Source organism: Streptomyces sp. NPDC048142 (genome assembly GCF_043202835.1).
Lineage (GTDB): Bacteria > Actinomycetota > Actinomycetes > Streptomycetales > Streptomycetaceae > Streptomyces.
The window spans coordinates 88,608-109,783 of the sequence record NZ_JBIDBC010000026.1; the positions used below are offsets into that span (position 1 = coordinate 88,608).

Consider the following 21,176-nt stretch of genomic DNA (forward strand, 5'->3'; position numbering starts at 1 on the left):
GTGTAAAGGCAGCTAGCTTCGATCCATGGACAGCAGTCGAGCCCATTCCCCGTACCCCTCCGATCCCATCGTGCTGACCGGCATCGGGTGCGTACTGCCCGGCACCCCCGATGTCCATGCGTTCTGGAACCACGTCTCCACCGGCACCTCGCAGGTGAGCCGGCTGGAGAAACCGGCGTTCGCCGCTGCCGGGCTGCCGGTCCACGCGGCCGCGCAGCTCGGTGCGTTCGACACCGCGGCCCGGCTGCCGGACCTCCTTCCGGCACACGCCGCGAAGTACAACCGCGACATCCTGGCGACCATGGCCGCCGTCGGCGACGCGCTGGAGGACGCCGGGATCGCCCGGGGCCAGATCGCCCCGGAGCGCATCGGCATCGTCCAGTCGTCGTCCCGCGGCCCGCTGTCCTGGTGGGCCGAGACCATCACGGCGGACCCGGAGCAGCACCCGTACGGGGGCAGGGCGACGGCCATGTTCCGCGGGCTGGCCGGCTGCCCTGCCACCCTGGCGGCGATCGGCGTCGGCGCGAAGGGCCTGGTCACCACGCTCAGCAGCGCCTGTGTCGGCGGCCACCACGCGATCGGTCTCGCCCTGCGCGAGCTGCGTTCGGGCAGCGCCGACGTGGTCCTCGCCGGGGGGCACGAGTTCCCGATCCTCCCCGAGGTCGCCCGCTGCTACCTCGCGCTCGGGGACGGGGTGCTCTCGCCCGAGAGCGAGGACCCCGCCACCGCGGTGCGCCCCTACGACCGCGACCGGCGCGGATTCGCCCTGGGCGAGGGTGCCATGACGCTCTGTCTGGAGCGCGAGTCGTCCGCCCGGGAGCGCGGCGCCCGGATCTACGCACGGATCCTGGGCCACCGCGCCCTCAACGAGGCCGCCCACGCCACCAGCATGGACCTGGTCGGGGACGTCACCGCCTCGGTCGTCGCGGGCGTGCTCGACGACGCCGGGCGCAAGCCGCAGGAGATCGGCTACGTCTGCGGTCACGGCACCGCCACCCGGTACAACGACATCGCCGAGAGCCGGGCCCTGCGCCGTCTGCTGCCGCGCCACGACGACGCCGACCTGCCGCCGCACGGCTCCAACAAACCCATCTACGGCCACACCTTCGGCATGGCCGGGATCATCAACGTCGCCGCGACCTCGCTGATGCTCCATCACCAGCGGCTGGCTCCGACCGCCAACCACCGCACGCCGGACCCCGAATGCGACTACGACCACGTCGCCGAGGGGCCGCGCGACACCGAGATCGACCTCGCGGTCTCGCTGTCCTTCGCCTTCGGCTCGCAGACCTCCGTCATGGCCCTGGAGCACGCATGACCACAGCCCTCGAACGCCCCTCCGCCACCGGCCGCCGGCCCGGCCCCTACCTGGCCACCGGCCCCGACGACCTGATACGCCGCTTCGTCCGGGAGGGCGACCACGTGCACGCGGCGGCGACGATGTCACGGCCCAACGCCCTGCTGAACGCGGTGTGCCGGGCCTTCGCCGGGAGCCACAGCCTGACGGTGAGCACCACCGCCGTGCACTCCAGCGCCCACGCGCTGGCCCTCTCCGGCGCCGTACGCAAGGTGATCACCGGCTTCGTCGGCGACACCTATCCCTCGCCGCGCCCCAACCGCCTCTACCGCGAGCTGGCCGAGGGCCGGCCGTTCGAGGTGGAGATGTGGTCGCTGCTGAGCTACACCCAGCGGCTGATGGCCGGGGCGCTCGGCCAGCCCTTCGCCACCACCGGCTCGATGCTCGCCGAGACCGACCTGCGGCACGGCAAGGAGGGCAGCCTCCACCTGGTGCCGCACCCCGAGGACCCGGAGCGCACCGTCACCCTGCTCAGCCCGCTGCGCCCGCGCTTCACCCTCTTCCACGGTGTCGTCGCCGACCGCCGCGGCAACGTGGTGGCCTGTCCCCCGCTGGGCGAGGGCTCCTGGGCCGCGTACGCCGCCACCGAAGGGGTCCTCGCGTCCGTGGAGGCGATCGTCGACGACGAGGTGATCGCGGCGATGCCGGACCGGGTGGTGATCCCCGCCGCCCGCGTCCTCGGCCTGTGCGAGGCGCCGCTCGGCGCCCACCCGCAGTCGCTGCGTACAGGAGGACTGGCCGGGGTCGACGGCTACCTGGACGATTACGCCTTCCTCACCGACATCGTGGCCGCCTGCAAGGACCCGGAATCCGCCGCCGGCTGGTACGCGGAGTGGGTCGGCGGGGTGGAGAGCCACGCCGGGTACCTGGAGCGGCTGGGCGAGGAGCGCCGCGCCGCGCTGGTGTTCCCCGCTCCCCCGGGCGCCCCGGCCGCCGCGGAGAAGGACCGGAGCCCGGCGGACGGGACCGGTGCGCCCACCGAGCAGGAGCAGCTCATCGTGCTCGGCGCCCGCGCGGTCGCCGACCTGGTCCGCGAGCGCGGCTACGACACACTGCTCGCCGGGATCGGCACCTCGCACATGTCCGCGTGGCTGGCGGCCCGGCTGCTGGCTGCCGACGGTGTCCAGGTGCAGGTGGCCGCCGAGCTCGGCCTCCAGTCGATGGACCCCGAGCCCGGCGACGTGTTCCTCTTCAGCCAGCGGCACGCCGAGCGCTCGCAGATGCTGGCGGGCGTCGCGGAGACGCTGGGCGGCGCGGTCGCCGCCAACCCGCGCTGCCTGGGCGTGCTCGCCGCCGCGGAGATCGACCCGGACGCCAACATCAACACGACGCTGCTGCCCGACGGCCGCTGGATCACCGGCTCCGGCGGGGCCAACGACATCGCCTCCTCCGTGGACTGCGTGGTGATCGCCGTCGCCTCGGCCCGCCGCTACGTACCGCGGCTGACCCACCTCACCAGTCCGGGCCTGCGGGTCCGCGACGTGGTCAGCCAGTTCGGGCGCTTCACCCGAGCCGGGGCCGGTGCCGCCTTCGAGCTGACGAGCTGGCTGCCCCCGGTGCCGGGCCGCGGCCGCACCGCGAAGGACCTCCCCGACGGGCCGGAGGCAGCGGTACGCGACCTCACCGGCTGGGACTTCCCCGGGGCCGGCACCGGGGTCAGCGGATTCCTGACCGACGAGAAGGCCGTCACCGCCGAAGAACTCGCCCTCCTGCGCACCATGGACCCGGAAGGTTTCTACCGATGACCACCACCGCCGACACCGTCCCCGACCCGGCGACGGCCCATCTCCGTCCCCTGCCGCCCACCGCGATCGCCCCCGTGCGGCTCGCCGGGATCGGCCACTACTTCCCCGGCGAGCCGGTCACCAACGCCCACTTCGAGCAGATCGAGGCGCTGGGCATCGACGACGCCTGGATCCGCGAGAACACCGGGATCATCAGCCGCCACTGGCCGGCCGACGAGAAGGAGCGCGCGGTGGAGATGGCGGCCAAGGCGGTGGACGACGCGTTGAGCGCCGCCGGTCTGGGGCCCGACGACATCGACCTCGTCATCGGCACGACCTCCACCACCCGGCCGCGGGTCAACCCCTCCAGCGCCACCAACAACTACATGGACATCTCGCTGCCGCTCCAGAAGCAGGTCGGGCTGCGACACGCCACCTGCTTCGACGTCACCTCGGTGGCCTGCGCCGGCTTCATGTACGGCACCGCGACCGCCGCCGCGATGCTCCCGGCGCTCGGCATGCGCAACGCGCTGGTGGTCTGTGCGGAGAACCCGCGCCCGATCCTGAACTTCGACTACCGCTACTCGGCGCTGTTCGGGGCGGGGGCCGCCGCGGCGGTCTGGTCGGCGGACACCGAGGAGCGTGGGCTGCTGGACGTGGCGCTGCACGCGGACGGCTCGTACTTCGACGCCTTCGACATCGACGAGAACGACAAGATGCTGATGCGCGGCCGGGAGGTCGGCGCGGTCGGCCCGAAGCTGCTCTCCCACGTGGGCCGGGAGATCCTGGAGCGCAACGGCCTGACGGTGGACGACATCGACTGGTTCGTGCCGCACCAGGGCAACCTGAACATGATCAACCAGGTGTGCCGGACGCTGGAGATCCCGCGCGAGAAGCTCCTCACCAACATCCAGGAGCGCGGCAACACCTCCAGCGTCTCCATCCCCAGCTGCCTCTCCGAGAACCTCCGCTCCGGAAAGATCCGCTCCGGCGATCTCGTCGCGACGATCGGCATCGGCCGCGGCTTCAGCTGGGGCGCGATGCTCCTGCGGATTCCGTGAGCCCGGACGATTCCCCAGCCGCCGGGCGTCCCCCGGCCCCACCGCACCGTACGGGAAGACGAGAGATGCACGACGAGACCTCACTGTGGCGCGAGAGCGGACTGCGCCTGTCCGGATTCGGGCACTACTACCCACGCCTCCTGGTCGAGAACGAGAGCGCCGAGGCCCCCGCGGGCAACGCGGTGGACGAGGCCGTCATCGGCCGGCTCGACGTCCGCAGCCGCCATGTGGCGGACGAGGAGGAGACCCCCGCGTACATGGGGGTGCGCGCCGCCCGTGCCGCCCTGGAACAGGCGGGCGTCACGGCCGACGAGGTGGACCTGCTGGTCCTCAGCAACTGGACGGACCGCGAGTTCGTCCCCGAGTGGGCCCCGCACACCGCTCATCTGCTGGGCGCGGACCGGGCACTGGCCTTCGATGTGTGCGGTGCCTGTACGGGGTTCGTGCACGGGGTGCAGACGGCTGCGGCGCATCTCGGGACGCACCCGGCCTGGCGTCACGCGCTGGTCGTCTCCAGCGAGCGGTTCTCGCGCCGGGTGCGTCCGGGCAGCAAGGGCGAGCTGATCGTGGGAGACGCGGCCGGTGCGGCCGTGCTGTCGCGGGGCGCCGGGCCGGGCGCGGGCCTGTGGGACTCGCTGCTGATCAGCGACGGCTCCGGCCGGGAGACGGTCACCGTCTATCCGCCCAACGGGTGGATCAGGAGCAGCCGTGAGCTGGTCTCCATCGCGGCCGACTCCCACGCCGAGCTGGCCACCCGGATGCTGGCCCGCTCGGGCACGAAGATGGACGAGATCGACTGGGTGGTGCCGCACCCCGGGACGGGCCAGCTGCACACCGCCGTACGGGAACGTCTCGGCATCCCGCAGGAGCGCTTCGTCACCAACTACGAGAGACGGGCGAACACCGGCAGCGCCTCGGTGCCGATCGTGCTCTCCGAGATGGCGCGCGAGGGCCGCCTGAAGCCCGGGGACCTCTGCTACACGCCCACGGTGGGTTCGGGCTGGTACTACGGGGGGCTGCTCTTCCGTGCCTGATCAGTCATCACCCACCTTGTCCGGAACGGGTGTTCGCGGCACCGCCCTGGTCACCGGCGGCAGCCGGGGCCTCGGTGCGGCCATCGCCCGCCACCTGGCTTCTGTCGGCTGGCACACCGTGATCTGCGGGCGTGAGACACAGAGCCTGGACGCCGCGGTGAAGGCGGCGGCCGACGACGGGCTCGTCCTGCACGCCGTACGGGCGGACGTCACCGACGAGCGGTCGGTGGCGGGCCTCTTCGAGCGGCTGGCCGAGGACGCCCCGCCGCTCGGGCTCTGCGTCAACAACGCGGGCAACAACTTCTCCCGCCGCCTGGTGAGCGTCAAGGAACAGCCCGGCGGCCCGCCGCTGCTCACCCCGCATCCGCTGGAGGACTTCGAGCGGGTGGTGACGTCCCTGCTCACCGGCACCTTCCTCGTCGGCCGCCACGCGGCACAGGCGATGCTGGCCGCCGGCACGCCCGGGGCCATCGTCAACATCTCCTCCACGGTCCGCCACGGCGCGTACGGGCAGTCGGCGTACTGCGCGGCCAAGTCCGGGGTGGAGGCGCTGACCCGCACCTGGGCGACCGAGCTGGGCGAGTACGGCATCCGGGTCAGCGCGGTGGCGCCCGGAGTCCTCGACGGCGAGGCGCTGCGCCGCCGTTCGGCGGCGAGCGAGCGGCACGCGGCGTACATGGCCGACCTCCAGCGCCATGTGCCGCTGCGCCGCTGGTGCGACGAGAAGGACGTGGCGGAGGCGGTCGCCTTCGCCGCCGACAACCCCTCGGTGACCGGCACCGTGCTGGAGGTCGACGCGGGCGGACTGCCCGCCCGCGTCCTGCCCCCGGCCGGCCGGAACCCTGGCGCGAGCAGGACAGCCGCGACGGCGGACCTCCCGGAGAAAGCGGAGAACACAGCATGACCAGCGGCTTCGCACCCACCCTGCTCCAGGGCAGGACCACGTTTCTGACCGGCGCGAGCAGTGGCATCGGCGCCGTACTGGCGACGATGCTCGCCGCCCACGGCTCCCGCGTGGCGCTCATGGCCCGCAGCGAGAAGGAGCTCCGGCTGCTGGCCGAGCGGATCGAGGCGGACGGCGGGCGGGCGGTGGCGGTCCCCGGTGACCTCACCGACGCCGACAGCGTGCGCGCCGCCGTCCGCGCGGCCGAGGAACAGCTCGGCCCGGTCGACCGGCTGGTGCACTGCGCGGGCGAGGCCCGCAACCAGGCCTTCCTGTGCGACCAGGACGAGGAGCAGTGGATGGCCACCCTCGACATCAACCTGCTGGGGGCCTTCCGGGTCGCCCGTGCGGTGGTACCGGGGATGATGGAGCGCCGCGAGGGCAACATCGTGATGGTCTCGTCCATCGCCGGGAAGCGCGGGCTGCCCGCCAACACCTCGTACTGCGCCTCGAAGTTCGGGCTGAACGGCATGACGCAGGCGCTCGCCTCCGAGCTGGGCGCCTTCGGTGTGCGGGTCAACGCGGTCTGCCCCGGGCTCACCGACAGCCCCGCCGCCACGGACGGCGGACGGTACGGCGACGCCTTCATGTCCGCCATCGCCAAGCACCACGGCCCCCCGGACCTGACCTGGGAGCGCTACCTGAAGCGGGCGGTCAACAGCACCGTCCTGCGCCGCCTGGTGCGCCCCGAGGAGATCGCGGCCCAGGTGCTGTTCCTTCTCTCCGACCTCTCCGGCGGGATGACCGGACAGGCCGTCAACGTGGACGCGGGGGCTCTGTGAGCAAGGAGTACGGCCCGGGGCCCGGTGAGCCGCAGCTGCCTCCTTCGCCGGAGCGGCTGCTCGCTCCGGCGGCCCGCCCCTGGGCCCCCGGCCCCCGGGACGCGCTGGTCACCGGGATGGGCTTCTGCCTGCCCGGGGCGGGCGACGAGCCGGTGCGCACGGCCGAGCAGGTCTGGGCGGCCGCCTCCACCGGGTCCAGCCATGTCGAACGCGACGGCTTCCACCACGGCACCGTGCGCGGCGCCCGCGAGGCGTTCGGGGAGCTGCTGCCGGACCTGCCGGCCCGCTATCTGCGCAGCTACGCCGACGTCCACCTCTACGGGATGGTCTCGCTGGCCGAAGCCTGCGAGGACGCCGGACTCGACCACGGGGCCGGTGAGTTGCGGGGCGCGGACGTCCTGACCGCACGGGCCGGGGTGGACAGCAACTACGACAGCTACCGCGCCTGGCACGACGCCGATCCGGCGACGGTGAGCCCGGCGGACGCCAAGTCCCTCTTCGTGCGCCTCCTGGTGGCGGGCACGTCGAGCGATGTCGGCCCCGTCCAGGCCGCGTTGCTCGGCTCCACCGGCGCCAACTACACGGTGAGCTGCGGCTGCGCCTCCTCCTCGGTGCTGCTCGGCATCGCCCGCATGATGATCGCCTCGGGCCAGAGCGACCTGGTCGTCGTCACCGGGGTGGACCGCTTCGACACCGAACGGGTGCTGCACGGCCACCGGTTGCGGGAGGTGGTCGAGCGCGAGGGCGTGACGGTGCGGCACAACAGCGATCCGCCGGCCGCACCCCGCCACGACCGGCCGATGCGCCCGTACGACGCGGCGGGCGACTGCATGAACTACGGCGACGGCTCGGTGACGCTGATCCTGGAGAGCCGCGAACACGCCGCCGCGCGCGGCGGCCGGGCGCACGGGGCGGTCCTCGGCCAGGCCACCACACGCGGCGGGCTGAACAGTGCGGTCGCCATCGACACCGGTGGTACGGGGCTGGCGGAGGCGGCCCGCCGCGCCCTGGGCGACCACACCTCGCTGGGGCGGATCCCGTACGTCAACGGGGGTGGCGAGGGCGACGCGCTGTTCACCCGGATCGAGTCCAACGCCGTCCGCGCGCTGTGGGGCGAGAATTCCGATCAGGTGCTGGTGAGTTCGCAGGAGGCGTGCTTCGGTCACAGCGGGGCGCCGCTCGGCAACCTGGGCACGGCGCTGACGCTGATGATGATGCGCGCGGGGCAGGTCTGCCCCACGGCCAACTGCGAAACCCCCTCACCCGTCTGCACGTTCGACCCGGTGCCCGGAACGACGACGCGCGCGCTGGACTTCGACCGGGCGCTGAGCTTCAACTACCAGGTGGGCGGGGTCAACAGCGCGCTGCTGCTGGGGGGTGGCGATGTCTGCTGAGCTGCCCGTGCTGCGGCTTTCCGGTGCCGGGTTCGTCCTGCCGGGGCCGGACGGCCGCGCCTGCACCGACCTGGACACCTTCTGGCGGGTGGTGCGCGACGGGGCGAGCTGCCTCTCCCCGTACGCCCATCCCGAACTCCCCCTCCGTATCGCCGGGACGGTGAACGGCTGGGACCCAGAGGCCGAACTCCCCCTGTCCGAGCGGCAGATACGCCGTTCCTCGCGCGCGGGGCTGATGGCCACGGGTGCGGTGCACCGGGCGCTGGAGCACGCGGGGCTCGGCGCCGGCGACCTCGATCCGGGGCGCACCGCGCTGGTCGCCTGCTCACTCCAGTTCGCGTTCCCGGAGGCCGAGCGCTACCACGACCTGGCCCGGGACAAGGGAGTCGCCGCCCTCGGCATGGAGTACTGGCTCAACGGGACCCCGCCCAGCGTGGTGGGCACCGTGGCCTCCGGGCTCCAACTGCCCTGCCAGACACTGAGTGTGGCGGGCTCGTGCAATGTGGCGCTGCGGACGCTCCACCTCGTCCAGCAGATGTTCCGGTGCGGGGACATCGACCGCGCGATCGTCGTCGGCGTGGACACCACCGTGGACCCGGTCTTCGTCGCGGGCACCAGCCACACCGGGCGCAGCGGCTACCGCGCGTCCTCGCTGTCCGACAACCCCGCCGACGTCCGGCCGCACGACGAGATCCAGACCGGCAACGCCACCGGGGAGGGCGCGCTCGCCGTCGTCCTGGAGAACCCGGCGGCGACCGGGGACCGCCCGGGGCTGCTGCACCGTGCGCATCTGCGCACCTCGCGCTCCAACGGCCCCTCCACCGTCGCCACCGGCCCGCCCGCCAACGTGGTGGGCGATGTGCTGGCCACACTGGCGTCGGCCGGGCGCGGGCCGGGCGATCTGGCGTTCGTCAACGACTACGCGGACGGCAACCGGTTCGTCGAGGACCACCTGTGCCAGGCGCTGGCCGGGGTACGGGAGGCCGCCGGATACGACGGCGAGATGCGGCTGACCAACCAGGAGGCGGTCTTCGGACATGTCGCCGGGACCGGCGGTCTGGTCAAACTCCTCGGCAGCCTCCTCATGCTGCGCCACGGCCATATCGCCCCCAGCGCCAACACCCTGGCCCCGTACGCGGGTCTGCCGGGCGATCCGGTGCTCGCGGGCGGTCTGGCGACCGGCGGCGACAGCGCGCTGGTGCTCGCCTCCGGGGCGGGCGGCGACGCCACGAGCATGGTCATCGAATACGAAGGCGGCGACTTGCCATGACCCACGTTCACAGCACGGCGACCCGGCCCGGGACGGCCGAGGTCGGGGACCCGCCGCGCACGCCGATCGGCACCCGTGTGGTGGTCGACGCAGCCGGGGCCGGGAACTCCCCGGCCGGCGCTCTCCGCGACGCGCTGACCGCGCTCGGCCTGGCGCCCGAGGCCCCGGCCGACGCCACCGACGCCCCCGCCGCGTACTGCGCGCTGCTGCTCGGCGAGGAGGCGTACGGCGGCGAGCGCTCGGCGGGCCTGGACCGCGCACGCGTCCGGGCCGCCGCGCTGGCGATGGCGGCGGCGGGCCGGGGCCGCCTCGTCCTGGTGACCGACGCGACGGGCGAGACGCACGCCGGGACCGACCCCGACCGGTACGCGCGGCTCGCCGCCGACCGGGCCTGGTGGCAGCACCTGGTCACCGAGGTGGCAGGGCGCGGTGTCACCGGCAACACCGTGGTCACCGGCTACTCCCCCGTCCTGGGCCACCGTCTCTCCGCCGTGGCCGAGGCCGGGCTGCTGCGCTATCTCGTGCAGCGCCGGCCCACCACGGCCGCCGACGTCGCCGCCGCCGTCGCCTTCCTGATCTCCGAGGGATGCTCCTACCTGGTCGGCGAGACCCTGCCGGTCGACGGGGGCGCGGGCCTCGGCCAGATCCCGTCCCTGCCCGCCGGCCCCCCGGCGGCCGCCCCCGCACCGCGCCGCGCCACCGCGCGGGAGCAGCCACCGCCGCAGCCGGTCAGGACCTGCTGGGCCACAAGGTCCTGGTGGCGGGCGCCAGCAGCGGCATCGGCCGGGCCGCCGCCCTGCACCTGGCCGGGCGCGGGGCCGACGTGGTCCTGGCCGCCCGCCGGACGCAGGCGCTGGAGGAGGTCGCCGCCGAGATCGCCGCACTGGGCCGGCAGGCCTGGACGCTGCGCTGCGACCTCTCCGACGCCGAGGACGCCGCCACCCTGGGTGAACGCGCCTGGAAGGCGGCCGACGGCATCACCACCCTGCTGTACGCGGCGGGGCACCTGGGTTTCAGCGCGGTCGGCGGCGACCCCGCGTCCGCCGCCCGGACCTTCGCGGTGAACCTGCACAGTTTCGTCGCCGTCACCGAGTACCTGGCGGCCCGCTGGCGGGACGAGAAGATACCCGGCGCGGTGGTCGGGGTCTCCTCGGTCAGCTCCACGCTCAGCCCGGTGGCGGGACTGGAGTACTACGGGGCGAGCAAGGCCGCGATGGCGCAGTACATCCGCTGCCTCGCGGTCTCGGTGGCCCGCCACGGCATCCGCGCCAACTGTGTGGCGCCCGGCATCATCGAGACGCCGATGGGCGACGCGGCGGGGCCCGAGCACCGGCGCGGCTGGATCAGCCGGATACCCGCCGGGCGGGTGGGTGACCCGCGCGAGGTGGCGGCGGTCCTCGGCTATCTGCTGAGCGGCTCGGCCGCCCGGGTGACCGGCGCGGTGCTGCGGGCGGACGGCGGCTTCGGCCTCGGGGATGTGGCTCCGCTGCGGCCGGGGTTCCCGGAGCCGGAGGTCTCGGGGCTGGAGGTCTCGGAGCGCCCGGAGGTCCCGGAGTCGGAGTCCGCGTCCTCGGTGTCGGCGGAGGTGGAGAGCCGGTGAACGCCGCTGGAGCGGAGACGGGCGGTCCCCCGGTGGCGCTCGTCGCCGGGGCCTCCTCCGGGATCGGGGCCGCCGTCGCCCGCCGCCTGGCCGCGCGCGGCAGCGCCGTGGCGCTGGTCGGACGGCGGGAGGCCGAGCTGAAGGAGGTCGCGGAGTCGATCCGCGCGGCCGGGGGGACCGCGTTGCCGCTCGCCCTGGACCTGGCCGAGCCGGGCGCCCCCGCCGAGGCGGTCGCCGCCACCGCCGCCGGGCTGGGGCCGGTCGGGCTGCTGGTGTGCAGCGCGGGCGCCATCCGGCTGGCCGCCGTCCACGAGACCGAGGAGCGGCACTGGGAACGGCAGTTGCGGGTGAACCTCACGGTGCCGTTCCTGCTGGCCCGTGCGGTGCTGCCCGGAATGCGGGAGCGCCGCCGCGGCTGGGTCGTGAACATCGGCTCCGGTGTGGGCTCCGAGGTGGTGCCGGGCAGCGGCGGCTACGGCGTCAGCAAGCACGCCGTGCACCGGCTCACCGAGCTGATCCACGAGGAGAACCGTGACCTCGGTGTCCGCGCGGTCACCGTCGCCCCGGGCTGGGTCTCCACCCGGCTCGCGGCCCGGCCCGCCGACCTCGGGGTTCCCGAGGAGGAGGTGCTGGACGCGGAGGACATCGCGGACACCGTCGCGTGGCTGCTGGACCGTCCGGCCCGGATGAGCGTCGGCCCGCTGGTCCGCGTCGAGCCGTCGGCGAGCCGGGCCGCCGCCGGTGATGCCATGACCCGCCATCTGACCCGTTCCCGTGCCGAGGGCGCCGGACCGGCTGCTGAGGAGACCCCCTGATGGGCAGGACCACTCTCATCGAGCACGACGTGCCGGTGGAGATGCGCGACGGGACGGTGCTGCGGGCCGATGTGTGGCGCCCCGCCGAAGGCCCGCCTTCGCCCGCCGTGCTCTTCCGCACCCCGTACGGCAAGTCCCCGCTGGGGCTGGCCACGCTGACCCCGGCCCAGTGCGTGGACCGGGGGTACGCGGCGGTGGTGCAGGACACCCGGGGCCGCTTCGGTTCGGAAGGCGAGTGGGCGCCGCTGGACTGGTCGCAGGAGGGTCCGGACGGGTACGACACCGTCGAGTGGGCCGCGCGCCAGCCGTGGTGCGACGGAAACGTGGCCATGGCGGGCACCTCGTACCAGGCGATCGTCCAGTGGCTGGCCGCCATGGAGAAGCCGCCGCATCTGCGGGCCATCGCACCCACGATGTCCACCTCGGCGCCCTTGGACACCGAGCAGCTCGGCGGCTCCCTGCGTCTTGACCACCTCACGAGCTGGCTCGGGCTGACCGCGCTGGAGTGGGTGCAGCGCCGGGCCGCGGCGGACGATCCGGTGGACGGGGCGGTCGTGTCCGAGGTCCTCCAGCTGCTCACCACACCCGAAGTGCTGCTGCGGCGCTGGCCGTTGTCGGCGATTCTCGACTTCGACGGGTTCCCCGGCCGGCTGCGGGACATCTTCGCGGGGCGTGTGACGACGGTGGCCGACTACCGGCTCGGGGAGGTCGGCGTGCCCACCTTCTCGGTGGGCGGCTGGTACGACGTGTTCTCCTACGGCACGATCGAGCTGCACCGCGCCATGTGCGCCCAGGACCCGGTGGCCGGGCGGCACGAGCTGGTCGTCGGGCCCTGGGTGCACTCCGGTCAACTGCCGCAGGTGCAGGGCGAGGTGAACACCGGCCCGTACGGTTCGGCGCAGGGCGCGCGGCTGGCCGACCTGCACCTGGACTTCTTCGACCGCCACCTGCGGCCGGACCTCGCGCGTACGGGTCAGGACTCCGGCGGGGGCGTACGGTACTTCCTCTTCGGTGACGACACCTGGCACCGCGCCGCGACCTGGCCGCCGCCCGAGGCCGCCGACGTGCCCTGGTATCTGGCGGGTCCGGCCGGCGGCGGAAGCAGCGGGGAGGGCGGCCGGCTGCTGCCCGCACCGCCCCAGGAGGGCGCGGGCCACGACGCGTTCGTCTACGACCCGGAGGACCCGGTGCCCTCGCACGGCGGGCGGGTGCTCCAGCTCGGCCGGCTGGCGGCGGGTCCGCTCAGCCAGACGCATCTGGAGGGCAGGCCGGACGTGCTCTGCTACACCTCCGAGCCGCTCACCGAGCCGCTGGACGTGGTCGGCCGGCAGCGGCTGCGGCTCCGCTTCGGCTCGGACGCACCCGCCACCGCCGTGGTCGCCAAGCTCACCGACGTACACCCGGACGGGCGTTCACTGCTCGTGGCCGAGGCCAGCCTCCGGCTGGAGGCCGAGGGGGACGGCCCGCGGGGCGAGCCGTACGACGCCGATCTGCTGCTCGGGGACACCGCGTGGCGCTTCGCCCCCGGGCACCGGCTGCGGGTCCACGTCACCAGCAGCAACTTCCCCCATCTGGACCGGCACCCCAACGTTCCGGGCCCGGTCGGCGAGGCGGATCACTGCCGCACCGCGCGGCAGTCGGTCTGGTACGGGGGCCCGTACGAGAGCGTGCTGCGGCTGCAGATCCTGCCCGCGCCGAGTGCCGGGCCGGGCGCCGGGGAGTCCGCGTGAGCGACGATGTGCTCGATCCGGCGTCCGCCGCCGTGCCGACCGCGGAGCAGTGCGTGCTGGGCCCCCTGCTCAGGCGGCGCGCCGCCGCCGCGCCGACGGCTCCGTACGCGGTGCTGCCGGACGGTGACATCTGGACGTACGCGCGGACCCTCCGGGAGACCGAGGAGACGGCCGCCGCGCTCCAGGCGCTCGGCGTCGCGCCGGGCGAGCTCGTCCTGAGCTGGCTGCCCAACGGGCCGGACGCACTGCGCGCCTGGTACGGGGTCAACCTGGCGGGCGCGGTCCTGGTACCGCTCAACATCGCCTACCGGGGCGCGATCCTGCGTCAGGTGATCGCCGACAGCGGGGCCGGGGTGCTGATCTGCCGGCCGTCGCTGGCGGCCCGGCTGGAGGAGTCGGACGACGCGGTGGGGGCGGTGCGTACGGTGGTTCTGCTGCCGGGCCCCGAGGACGCACCCGGAGACGTGGCGGCGCTCGCCGGGCGGCTTTCCGGGCGCTTCCGGGTGGAGACCGAACTGCGGGCGGACCGGGCGGAGTTCGCGGAGCCGGTGCCCGCGCGGCAGCCGTGGGACCCGCAGACCGTCATCTACACCTCGGGGACGACCGGCCCGTCCAAGGGGGTCGTCTCCTCCTACGCGCACCTGTACAGCAGTTGCACCGCCGCCTTCCACGGGATGGCCGGACCGCAGGACCGCTATCTGCTCCAACTGCCGTTGTTCCACGCGGGCGGCACGATCGGGGCGTACGGGATGCTGGTGCACGGCGGCTCGGTGACGGTCGTGCCCGCGTTCACCACAGCCGAGTTCTGGCCGCTGATCCGGCGGACGGGGACGACCCTGTGCACGCTGCTCGGCGTGATGGCGACCTATCTGCTCAAGCAGCCGCCGCTGCCGCAGGACACCGGGCACCCGCTGCGGGCGGCCTACGTCATCCCGTTCACCGAGGGGGCCACGGAGTTCTCCAAGCGGTTCGGGGTGTCGGTGCGGGCGCTGTTCAACATGACCGAGGTGTCGTGCCCGGTGCTCTCCGCCCCGGACCACCACCCGGGCGTCCCGATGCACTGCGGGGAGCCCCGGCCGGGCATCGCCGCCCGGGTCGTCGACGACCACGACCGTGAGGTGGCGGACGGCGAGGCGGGCGAGCTGGTGCTGCGCGCGGACCGTCCGTGGTCGTTCCTCAGCGGCTACCTCGGCAGGCCCGCCGAGACGGCCGCCGTCTGGCGCAACGGCTGGTTCCACACCGGGGACACCTTCCGGCGCACCCCGGACGGCGGGCTGGTCTTCGTGGACCGCAAGAAGGACGCCATCCGCAGGCGCGGCGAGAACATCTCCTCCTTCGAGGTGGAGGCGCAGGCCGTGGCCCATCCTGGAGTGCTGGAGGCGGCGGCGGTGGCCGTGCCCGGCGACGAGGGCGAGGACGAGGTGCTGCTGGTGGTGGCGGACCGCGACCCCGCGGCCCCGGTCGACCCGGCGGCGCTGCTGGAGTTCCTTCGGGAGCGGCTGGCCCACTTCATGCTGCCGCGCTACATCCGGGTGCTGCCCGAGCTCCCGAAGACCCCCACCGGCAAGCCGACCAAGCACACGCTGCGCGCCGAGGGCGTGGTGGCGGGGACGTGGGACCGCGAGGCGGCGGGCATCCGGATACGCAGGGAGAGGATCGCATGAGCCAGGAAGCATTCCGGGCGGGCCGGGAAACGGTCCCGACGGGCCAGGAGCCCCGGGCCGGGTGGGCGGGGGCGGCGACCGAGTCGTTCGCGGACTTCGCCGACCGGGTGGACGGCAAGGAGGACGTACCGCTGCGGGCCGCCCTGGAGAGCGGGGTCGCCACGCTGACGCTGGACCGGCCGCACCGCCGCAACAGCCTCGACCTGACACTCTCCCGCCATCTGCTGCTCGGCCTGATGTGCGCGGGCGACGACCCCCGGGTGCGTACGGTCGTGATCACCGGGAGCGGCGGGGCGTTCTGCGCGGGCGACGACGTCGAGAGCGTACGGCGGTGGCGGCTGGGCGACCGGGCGGACACCCCCTTCGACCCGATCACTTCGGACGCCCACTATCTGCGGGTCTGTGAGGCGATCCTCCACCTGCCGAAGCCGGTGATCGTGGGGCTGACCGGGGCGGCGGCGGGCGCGGGGGCGGAGATCGCCTGCGCCGCCGACTTCCGGCTGGCGGACACCCGTGCCTCGATCGGCAGTTGCCTGGCCGGGGTCGGGCATGTGGGGAACGTGGTCCTGATGTCCCGGCTGACCGGTCCGGCGCGGGCTACGGAGATCTACCTCACCGGGCGGATGGTCGCGGGGGCCGAGGCGGTGCGCCTGGGGCTGTTCGACCGGCTCTGCGAACCGGAGGACTTCGACCGCGAACTGGCCGAGCTGGCGGGCCGCTTCGCCGCGCTGCCGACCGCTTCGGTGGGGCTGTTCAAGGAGTTGCGGGAGCGGAGCTGGGGGCAGCCGGCCGAGTACGGGCTGCGGCTCCAGGACGCGTACCACCTGAAGACGCACGCCACGGTGGCCGACGCCCGCGAGGGGATGGCCGCGTTCGCCGAGAAGCGGCCGCCGCGCTTCGCCGGCGGCTGACCGGTCGGGCGCGGCTCCGCCTGCCATGCCCGCCTCCGCCTCCCTTCGCGGTCGCGCGGCAGGCCACTGTGGGTCACGACGGGCCACTATCGGTCGCTTCGGGCCGCCACGGGCCATGACGGAGAGAGTATTCTGATTCTGATGAACAAAGCGCTGCGGCACCACCGTCCGGCGGCCTCGCCGCCCCCGCCCCCGCCTGTGCCCTCGTCGACCGCCGGTCACGGCAGGGAGTCCGCGCGGTGACGGGCCCCGACGGCCGGACCGCCACGGAGGCCCGGGGCGAGGAGACGGCGCACAGCATCGACGTCTCCGGCGCCCGGCTGCACTACTGGACCGCCGGAGCGGCGGACCTCCCGGGGATCGCCCTCACCCACGGCGCCGGGGCCGACCACCGCATGTTCGATCCGCAGATCCCGGCACTGGTCGGCGCGGGCTATCGCACCCTGCGCTGGGACGTGCGCTACCACGGCGCGTCCGCCTCCGGCACCGGCAGATTCCGTACGGTCTACGCGGCGCAGGACCTGGCAGCACTGCTGGACGCGGCCGGGATGCCCAGGCCGTTGGTGCTGCTGGGACAGTCGATGGGCGGCAACATCGCGCAGGAGTATCTGCGCCGACGGCCCGACGAGGTCGCCGCGCTCGTGGCGATCGGCTCCACATGCAGCACGCTGCCCGTCACCCGCGGCGAGCGCTGCCGCCTGGTGCTCTCCCGTGCCCTCATGCGACTGGTGCCCTACCGCCGGCTGACCCGGTCGATGACCCGGGCGTCGGCAAAGGCCCCCGGGGCCCGGACGTATCTGCGCGAGACCTTCGAGGCGAACGGGCGGCGCTCCTTCCTCACCACCTGGGACGGCATGACCCGCGCGCTCGATCCCTCCCCCGACTACCGGATCGAGAAGCCCGAGCTTCTGATCTGCGGTGAACACGACAGCACGGGTAACATCCGCTCGGCGATGGAACGGTGGAGCGAACGCGATCCCCACAGCGAATTCCATGTGATCCCCGGTGCCGGACACGTCGCCAATCTCGACTGTCCCGACGAGGTCAACCGGCTGACCGTCGCCTTCCTGAAGGCCTGAGACCCCAGCGAGACCATGACTGACCACGACATCACGCCCGACACGGGATCCCTCCCGGTTCCCGGCTCCGAGGGGTTCAGCGAGGCGGAAGCCGCCTTCATCAGCGAGATGGGTTCGCTGATGGAGCGCTGGGGCCTTCCGCAGGCCACCGGCCGCCTCTTCGGCTACCTCCTGCTGCGCAACAAGCCGGTGGACCTCGACACCATGACCCGCGAGCTCGGCCAGGCCAAGAGCGGACTCAGCGTCGCCGCACGCCAGTTGGAGGCCTGGGCCCTGGTGCGGCGCTCCACCAGGCCCGGCAGCAGGCGGATCGATTACGAGGCGGTGGGCGACCTCCAGCACCTGCTGCTGGTGAACAACGCCCATATGCGCAAGTTCACCGAGACGCTGAGCTCGGGCATCCCGGTGGCGCGCGGCGAGGCCCGGGACCGGCTGGCCTCGCTCGCGGGCCTGTTCAGCGGATACGTGGAGCAGACCGAGGCGCTGGTGGCCGCCTGGGAGGCCCGGCGCGCCGCCTCCTGAGCCCGCCGCGCCACCCGTCTCCCCTTCCCCCTGCCCTTCCTCCTTCCGACTCCAAGATCCAAGTTCCGAGCTCCGAGCTCCGAGCTCCGAGCTCCGAATTCAGACTTCCGACTTCCGACTTCCGACGGAGTGACCGTGAACGTGTCGTCCGGCCCCGCGCCGAGCAACGGAACAGCGGCGGCCACCGCCGTGGCGGACCCGGCCCCCGGTGTCCGGATCCGCCCGCCGGTCGTGGATGCCTGCTCGCTGGTGTACGACGACGCGGGCTGGCGGGTGTACCTGAACCGGCTGGGCGAGAACGCTCCCGAGTATCTGGACGTCTTCTCCGCCTCGTTCTGCCGGTACTTCGGCGCCGCGCACACCGCGTACCGCGACGCGCTGGCCGCCCGATGGCAGGACGCGGTCGATGTCCTCCTGCCGCCCGGCCGGCCGCCCTTCGACCTGGCCGCGCATCTCACGGACCGGCAACGGCAGGGCGTGACGGGCGAGTTCGCGATGGGCTCGGCGGAGCGACTGCCGGACGGCCGCACCGTCAACGATTGGCTGCTGGAGACCGTCCGGGACGTCCGCGACCGGATCCACGTCTGGGCCGGGATCTCCCTGCGCGACCCGGCCGTGGCGCTGCGCGAGCTGGAGCGGTCGCTGGCGGCGGGGGCGAGCGGGCTGTGCGTGATCCCCTTCCTGGACGGCACCGATCCGGCCGACCCCCGGTTCGCCCCGGTCTGGGATGCCGCGGCCGGGGCGCGACTGCCGGTCTGGCTGCACACCGGCCACCACTTCGCCCGGGACCACCCCAGCGGCCTGGGCAACTGGCGTACGGTCGAGGCGCTCGCGGGCCGCCACCGCGAGCTGCTGCTCGTCGCCGGGCACGCGGGCTGGCCCGATGTGCAGGAAATGCTGCTCACCGCAGCCCGGCACCCGGGGGTCTTCCTGGAGTTCTCCTCGCACCGGCCCCGGCACATGCCCAAGCCCGGCTCGGGCTGGGAGCCACTGCTCCACCACGCCCGGGGGATGGCCCGCGACCGGGTCCTGTTCGGCACCTCGACCTGGGTCAATCCGGGCCCGACCGGACCGCTGGCCGATGAGCTGGCCGCGCTCCCGCTGCCCACCGAGGTGGTCACCGCCTGGCTCTCGGGCAACGCGGAGGCGCTGGCCGCCCGCGCGGCCGGGGCACGCCGGGGCTGAGCCGCGCCGGGAGCCCTCCGGGGGATCCGGACCGGCCGCCCGGGGCAGGCGGCCCGCCGCCGTATCACCCGGCCGGAACCTGATCACCGACCGAAACCTGATCACCGGTCAGAACTCGTCCCCGTCAGCCCGGTTGGCCACCAAGCGCTCATTCGGCTCGGCTGGCCGGCCAGTCGGTGAGCCGACGGCCGACGGCTGACCGGCCGGACCGGTGGGCGCTCAGACCCAGTCCCGCCGTGCGGGCGGCTCGCAGAGCTCCAGCACCACCGCGCCCGTCTCCGGCTCGTCCCCGGAGACGGGACGGACGCGCGCACCGACCGTCACCAGGTGCGGAGCCGCCCCCACGATCTGGCAGCGGAAGACGAACCCTTCGGAGAACCGCACGAGGGACTCGTTGCGTGCGGCCTCGGTGTAGCGGTGGACCACGGCGGTCCGCACGACCACGCCGTGGCCGGTGGTGCGTTCAGGCTCCAGATCACTCGACGCGCACACCGGGCACAGCAGCCGCCGGAACGAGGCGGTGCCGCACCAGCGGCAGCGGTGATAGGAGAGGCCGCACTCCTCGTGCGCCTTCTGGACGGTGCCCATTCCTGTCTGGGACACGGCTCGACCCCCTGCGCTCGACTCGGACGCGCCGCACCTGCACTGCCGGCGCGTCCGCACCATATGGCACTCAGTGCCGGACAGTAAAGGCACTGAGTGCCCATTGATACTCAGTTCTCGCCGACGGCGACCTCGATCTGCTGCACGACGCGCCACATCGGGGTGCCTTTCCGCGCGACCATCACGATCACCTCACCGTCGCCGGAGACGGGAAAGAGAGCGGATCCGGACCTGGCGGCACCGGAGGCGAAGGGGCCGGACGCGGCGGCTTCTGCGGCGGAGGGGCCGGCGGGAAGCCCGGCCTCCCGCCCCGGTGACGACGGCGCGCCCGCTTTCCCCGCGAACCGTCCCCACACCTCGCGCACCAGGGCGAGCGCATGATCGACGGCCACCTCGGGGTCACCCGCCCCGCCCGAACGCAGCCACAGCCGCAGCCCGTTGTTGTGCGCGGCGACCACGGACGCCGCGATCACCTCGGCCCGCAGTTCCCCGTCACCGCCCTCGCCGAACCGGCCCCGCAGATGGCCGGCGAGAGTCTGCTCGTAGCGGCGCACCACGGAAAGTTCGTACGTCCGCAACCCCGGCACCTCCCGGGTGAGGCGGTAGCGCTGTACGGAGAACTCGGGGTTGGCCGCGTACATCCGCAGCACGATGCGCGCGGCGTCACACACCGCGCCGACCGGATCACTGTCGTCGACGACGGCCAGGAACTCCGTCATCTCGGCGAGGCAGCGCTCGTGGTCCGGGAAGACCGCGTCCTCCTTGGACGGGAAGTAGCGGAAGAACGAACGCCGGCCGACCCCGGCCCGCGCCACGATGTCGTCCACGGTCGTCCGCTCGAAGCCCCGCTCCAGGAAGAGCTGGAAGGCCGCCTGCGCGAGCACCTCCCGCATGGGTGCCTTCTTCTCGGGTCCTCGCGCCTCGCTCATGCGGCGAAACGTAGCACCGGAGGGGCACTTTTGGCACTGCGTACCTTTACAGAGGGTACTGAGTGCCATATTGTCGTCACTACTACGAACGACACCCAGGTGGGACCACACCCAGGTAGGCAGGAGAGCCGGCGTGAGCTTGAGGATCGTTGTCTGTGTGAAGTACGTGCCCGACGCGACCGGTGACCGGCGTTTCGCCGATGACCTGACGCTGGATCGTGAGGATGTCGACGGTCTGTTGTCGGAGCTGGACGAGTACGCGGTCGAGCAGGCGTTGCAGATCGCTGACGGGGCGGACGACGCGGAGATCACCGTGGTGACGGTGGGTCCGGAGGATGCCAGGGACGCGTTGCGCAAGGCGTTGTCGATGGGTGCGGACAAGGCGGTTCACGTCGAGGACGATGATCTGCACGGCAGTGATGTGATGGGGACGTCGCTGGTGCTGGCGAAGGCTGTGGAGAAGACCGGGTATGACCTGGTGATCTGTGGGATGGCGTCGACGGACGGTGTGATGGGTGTGCTGCCGGCGTTGCTGGCGGAGCGTCTGGGTGTGCCGCAGGTGACGCTGCTGTC

Annotated in this window: 19 protein-coding genes and 1 pseudogene; 18 read left to right on the forward strand and 2 right to left on the reverse strand. The window is 73.4% G+C overall.

Annotation, left to right across the window (positions count from 1 at the left end):
- The first annotated feature begins 25 nt into the window (after positions 1-25).
- From ACGF2Y_RS27505 to ACGF2Y_RS27585, 17 genes and pseudogenes are all read left to right on the forward strand, one after another.
- Complete coding sequence (locus ACGF2Y_RS27505) at positions 26-1,318, forward strand: beta-ketoacyl-[acyl-carrier-protein] synthase family protein (RefSeq protein ID WP_392952673.1); 1,293 nt, start codon at positions 26-28, stop codon at positions 1,316-1,318.
- Entirely contained in the window at positions 1,315-3,102 is a 1,788-nt protein-coding gene (locus ACGF2Y_RS27510; RefSeq protein ID WP_392952675.1) for a CoA-transferase, read from the forward strand. The genes ACGF2Y_RS27505 and ACGF2Y_RS27510 overlap by 4 nt, the downstream gene beginning before the upstream one ends.
- A complete protein-coding gene (locus tag ACGF2Y_RS27515; protein ID WP_392952678.1) occupies positions 3,099-4,142 on the forward strand; it encodes a ketoacyl-ACP synthase III in 1,044 nt (347 codons plus the stop codon). Before ACGF2Y_RS27510 ends, ACGF2Y_RS27515 begins: the two co-directional genes overlap by 4 nt.
- A gap of 65 nt (positions 4,143-4,207) precedes the next feature.
- Entirely contained in the window at positions 4,208-5,176 is a 969-nt protein-coding gene (locus ACGF2Y_RS27520) for a ketoacyl-ACP synthase III (RefSeq protein ID WP_392952681.1), read from the forward strand.
- Positions 5,177-5,192: 16 nt separating this feature from the next.
- Positions 5,193-6,080: an SDR family NAD(P)-dependent oxidoreductase gene (locus tag ACGF2Y_RS27525; protein WP_392952684.1), complete on the forward strand. Its 888-nt coding sequence runs from the start codon at positions 5,193-5,195 to the stop codon at positions 6,078-6,080.
- Positions 6,077-6,901, forward strand: coding sequence for an SDR family NAD(P)-dependent oxidoreductase (locus ACGF2Y_RS27530; protein ID WP_392952687.1), 825 nt, complete (start codon positions 6,077-6,079; stop codon positions 6,899-6,901). The genes ACGF2Y_RS27525 and ACGF2Y_RS27530 overlap by 4 nt, the downstream gene beginning before the upstream one ends.
- The gene (locus ACGF2Y_RS27535; protein ID WP_392952690.1) at positions 6,898-8,295 is read left to right on the forward strand and encodes a beta-ketoacyl-[acyl-carrier-protein] synthase family protein; all 1,398 of its coding nucleotides are present in this window, start codon (positions 6,898-6,900) and stop codon (positions 8,293-8,295) included. Before ACGF2Y_RS27530 ends, ACGF2Y_RS27535 begins: the two co-directional genes overlap by 4 nt.
- A complete protein-coding gene (locus ACGF2Y_RS27540) occupies positions 8,285-9,565 on the forward strand; it encodes a beta-ketoacyl synthase (RefSeq protein WP_392952692.1) in 1,281 nt (426 codons plus the stop codon). The genes ACGF2Y_RS27535 and ACGF2Y_RS27540 overlap by 11 nt, the downstream gene beginning before the upstream one ends.
- Positions 9,566-9,849: 284 nt before the next feature.
- Positions 9,850-10,134: pseudogene (locus ACGF2Y_RS27545) on the forward strand (short-chain dehydrogenase); the annotation flags it as partial.
- A 17-nt stretch (positions 10,135-10,151) separates the two neighbouring features.
- Positions 10,152-11,165 carry an SDR family NAD(P)-dependent oxidoreductase gene (locus ACGF2Y_RS27550; protein WP_392952694.1) on the forward strand — a complete coding sequence of 338 codons (1,014 nt, stop codon included), beginning with the start codon at positions 10,152-10,154 and terminating at the stop codon, positions 11,163-11,165.
- On the forward strand, positions 11,162-11,980 hold the full coding sequence (locus tag ACGF2Y_RS27555; RefSeq protein ID WP_392952696.1) for an SDR family oxidoreductase: 819 nt from the start codon (positions 11,162-11,164) through the stop codon (positions 11,978-11,980). The genes ACGF2Y_RS27550 and ACGF2Y_RS27555 overlap by 4 nt, the downstream gene beginning before the upstream one ends.
- Positions 11,980-13,710: a CocE/NonD family hydrolase gene (locus tag ACGF2Y_RS27560; protein WP_392952699.1), complete on the forward strand. Its 1,731-nt coding sequence runs from the start codon at positions 11,980-11,982 to the stop codon at positions 13,708-13,710. The genes ACGF2Y_RS27555 and ACGF2Y_RS27560 overlap by 1 nt, the downstream gene beginning before the upstream one ends.
- Entirely contained in the window at positions 13,707-15,374 is a 1,668-nt protein-coding gene (locus ACGF2Y_RS27565; RefSeq protein WP_392952701.1) for an ATP-dependent acyl-CoA ligase, read from the forward strand. The genes ACGF2Y_RS27560 and ACGF2Y_RS27565 overlap by 4 nt, the downstream gene beginning before the upstream one ends.
- Complete coding sequence (locus ACGF2Y_RS27570; RefSeq protein WP_392952703.1) at positions 15,371-16,285, forward strand: enoyl-CoA hydratase/isomerase family protein; 915 nt, start codon at positions 15,371-15,373, stop codon at positions 16,283-16,285. The genes ACGF2Y_RS27565 and ACGF2Y_RS27570 overlap by 4 nt, the downstream gene beginning before the upstream one ends.
- Before the next feature lie 239 nt (positions 16,286-16,524).
- Positions 16,525-17,364: an alpha/beta fold hydrolase gene (locus ACGF2Y_RS27575; RefSeq protein ID WP_392952706.1), complete on the forward strand. Its 840-nt coding sequence runs from the start codon at positions 16,525-16,527 to the stop codon at positions 17,362-17,364.
- A gap of 15 nt (positions 17,365-17,379) precedes the next feature.
- Complete coding sequence (locus tag ACGF2Y_RS27580) at positions 17,380-17,886, forward strand: GbsR/MarR family transcriptional regulator (protein ID WP_392952709.1); 507 nt, start codon at positions 17,380-17,382, stop codon at positions 17,884-17,886.
- A 135-nt stretch (positions 17,887-18,021) separates the two neighbouring features.
- Positions 18,022-19,071, forward strand: coding sequence for an amidohydrolase family protein (locus tag ACGF2Y_RS27585; protein ID WP_392952711.1), 1,050 nt, complete (start codon positions 18,022-18,024; stop codon positions 19,069-19,071).
- 219 nt (positions 19,072-19,290) lie between these two features.
- On the opposite strand, the gene ACGF2Y_RS27590 is transcribed toward ACGF2Y_RS27585, so the two are convergent.
- Both ACGF2Y_RS27590 and ACGF2Y_RS27595 read right to left on the reverse strand, forming a co-directional pair.
- Complete coding sequence (locus ACGF2Y_RS27590) at positions 19,291-19,659, reverse strand: Zn-ribbon domain-containing OB-fold protein (RefSeq protein WP_392952730.1); 369 nt, start codon at positions 19,657-19,659, stop codon at positions 19,291-19,293.
- 125 nt (positions 19,660-19,784) lie between these two features.
- Positions 19,785-20,567 carry a TetR family transcriptional regulator gene (locus tag ACGF2Y_RS27595; protein ID WP_392952733.1) on the reverse strand — a complete coding sequence of 261 codons (783 nt, stop codon included), beginning with the start codon at positions 20,565-20,567 and terminating at the stop codon, positions 19,785-19,787.
- A 169-nt stretch (positions 20,568-20,736) separates the two neighbouring features.
- Here ACGF2Y_RS27595 and ACGF2Y_RS27600 point away from each other — a divergent pair.
- On the forward strand, positions 20,737-21,176 hold a 440-nt coding region (locus ACGF2Y_RS27600), incomplete at its 3' end, for an electron transfer flavoprotein subunit beta/FixA family protein (RefSeq protein ID WP_392952714.1).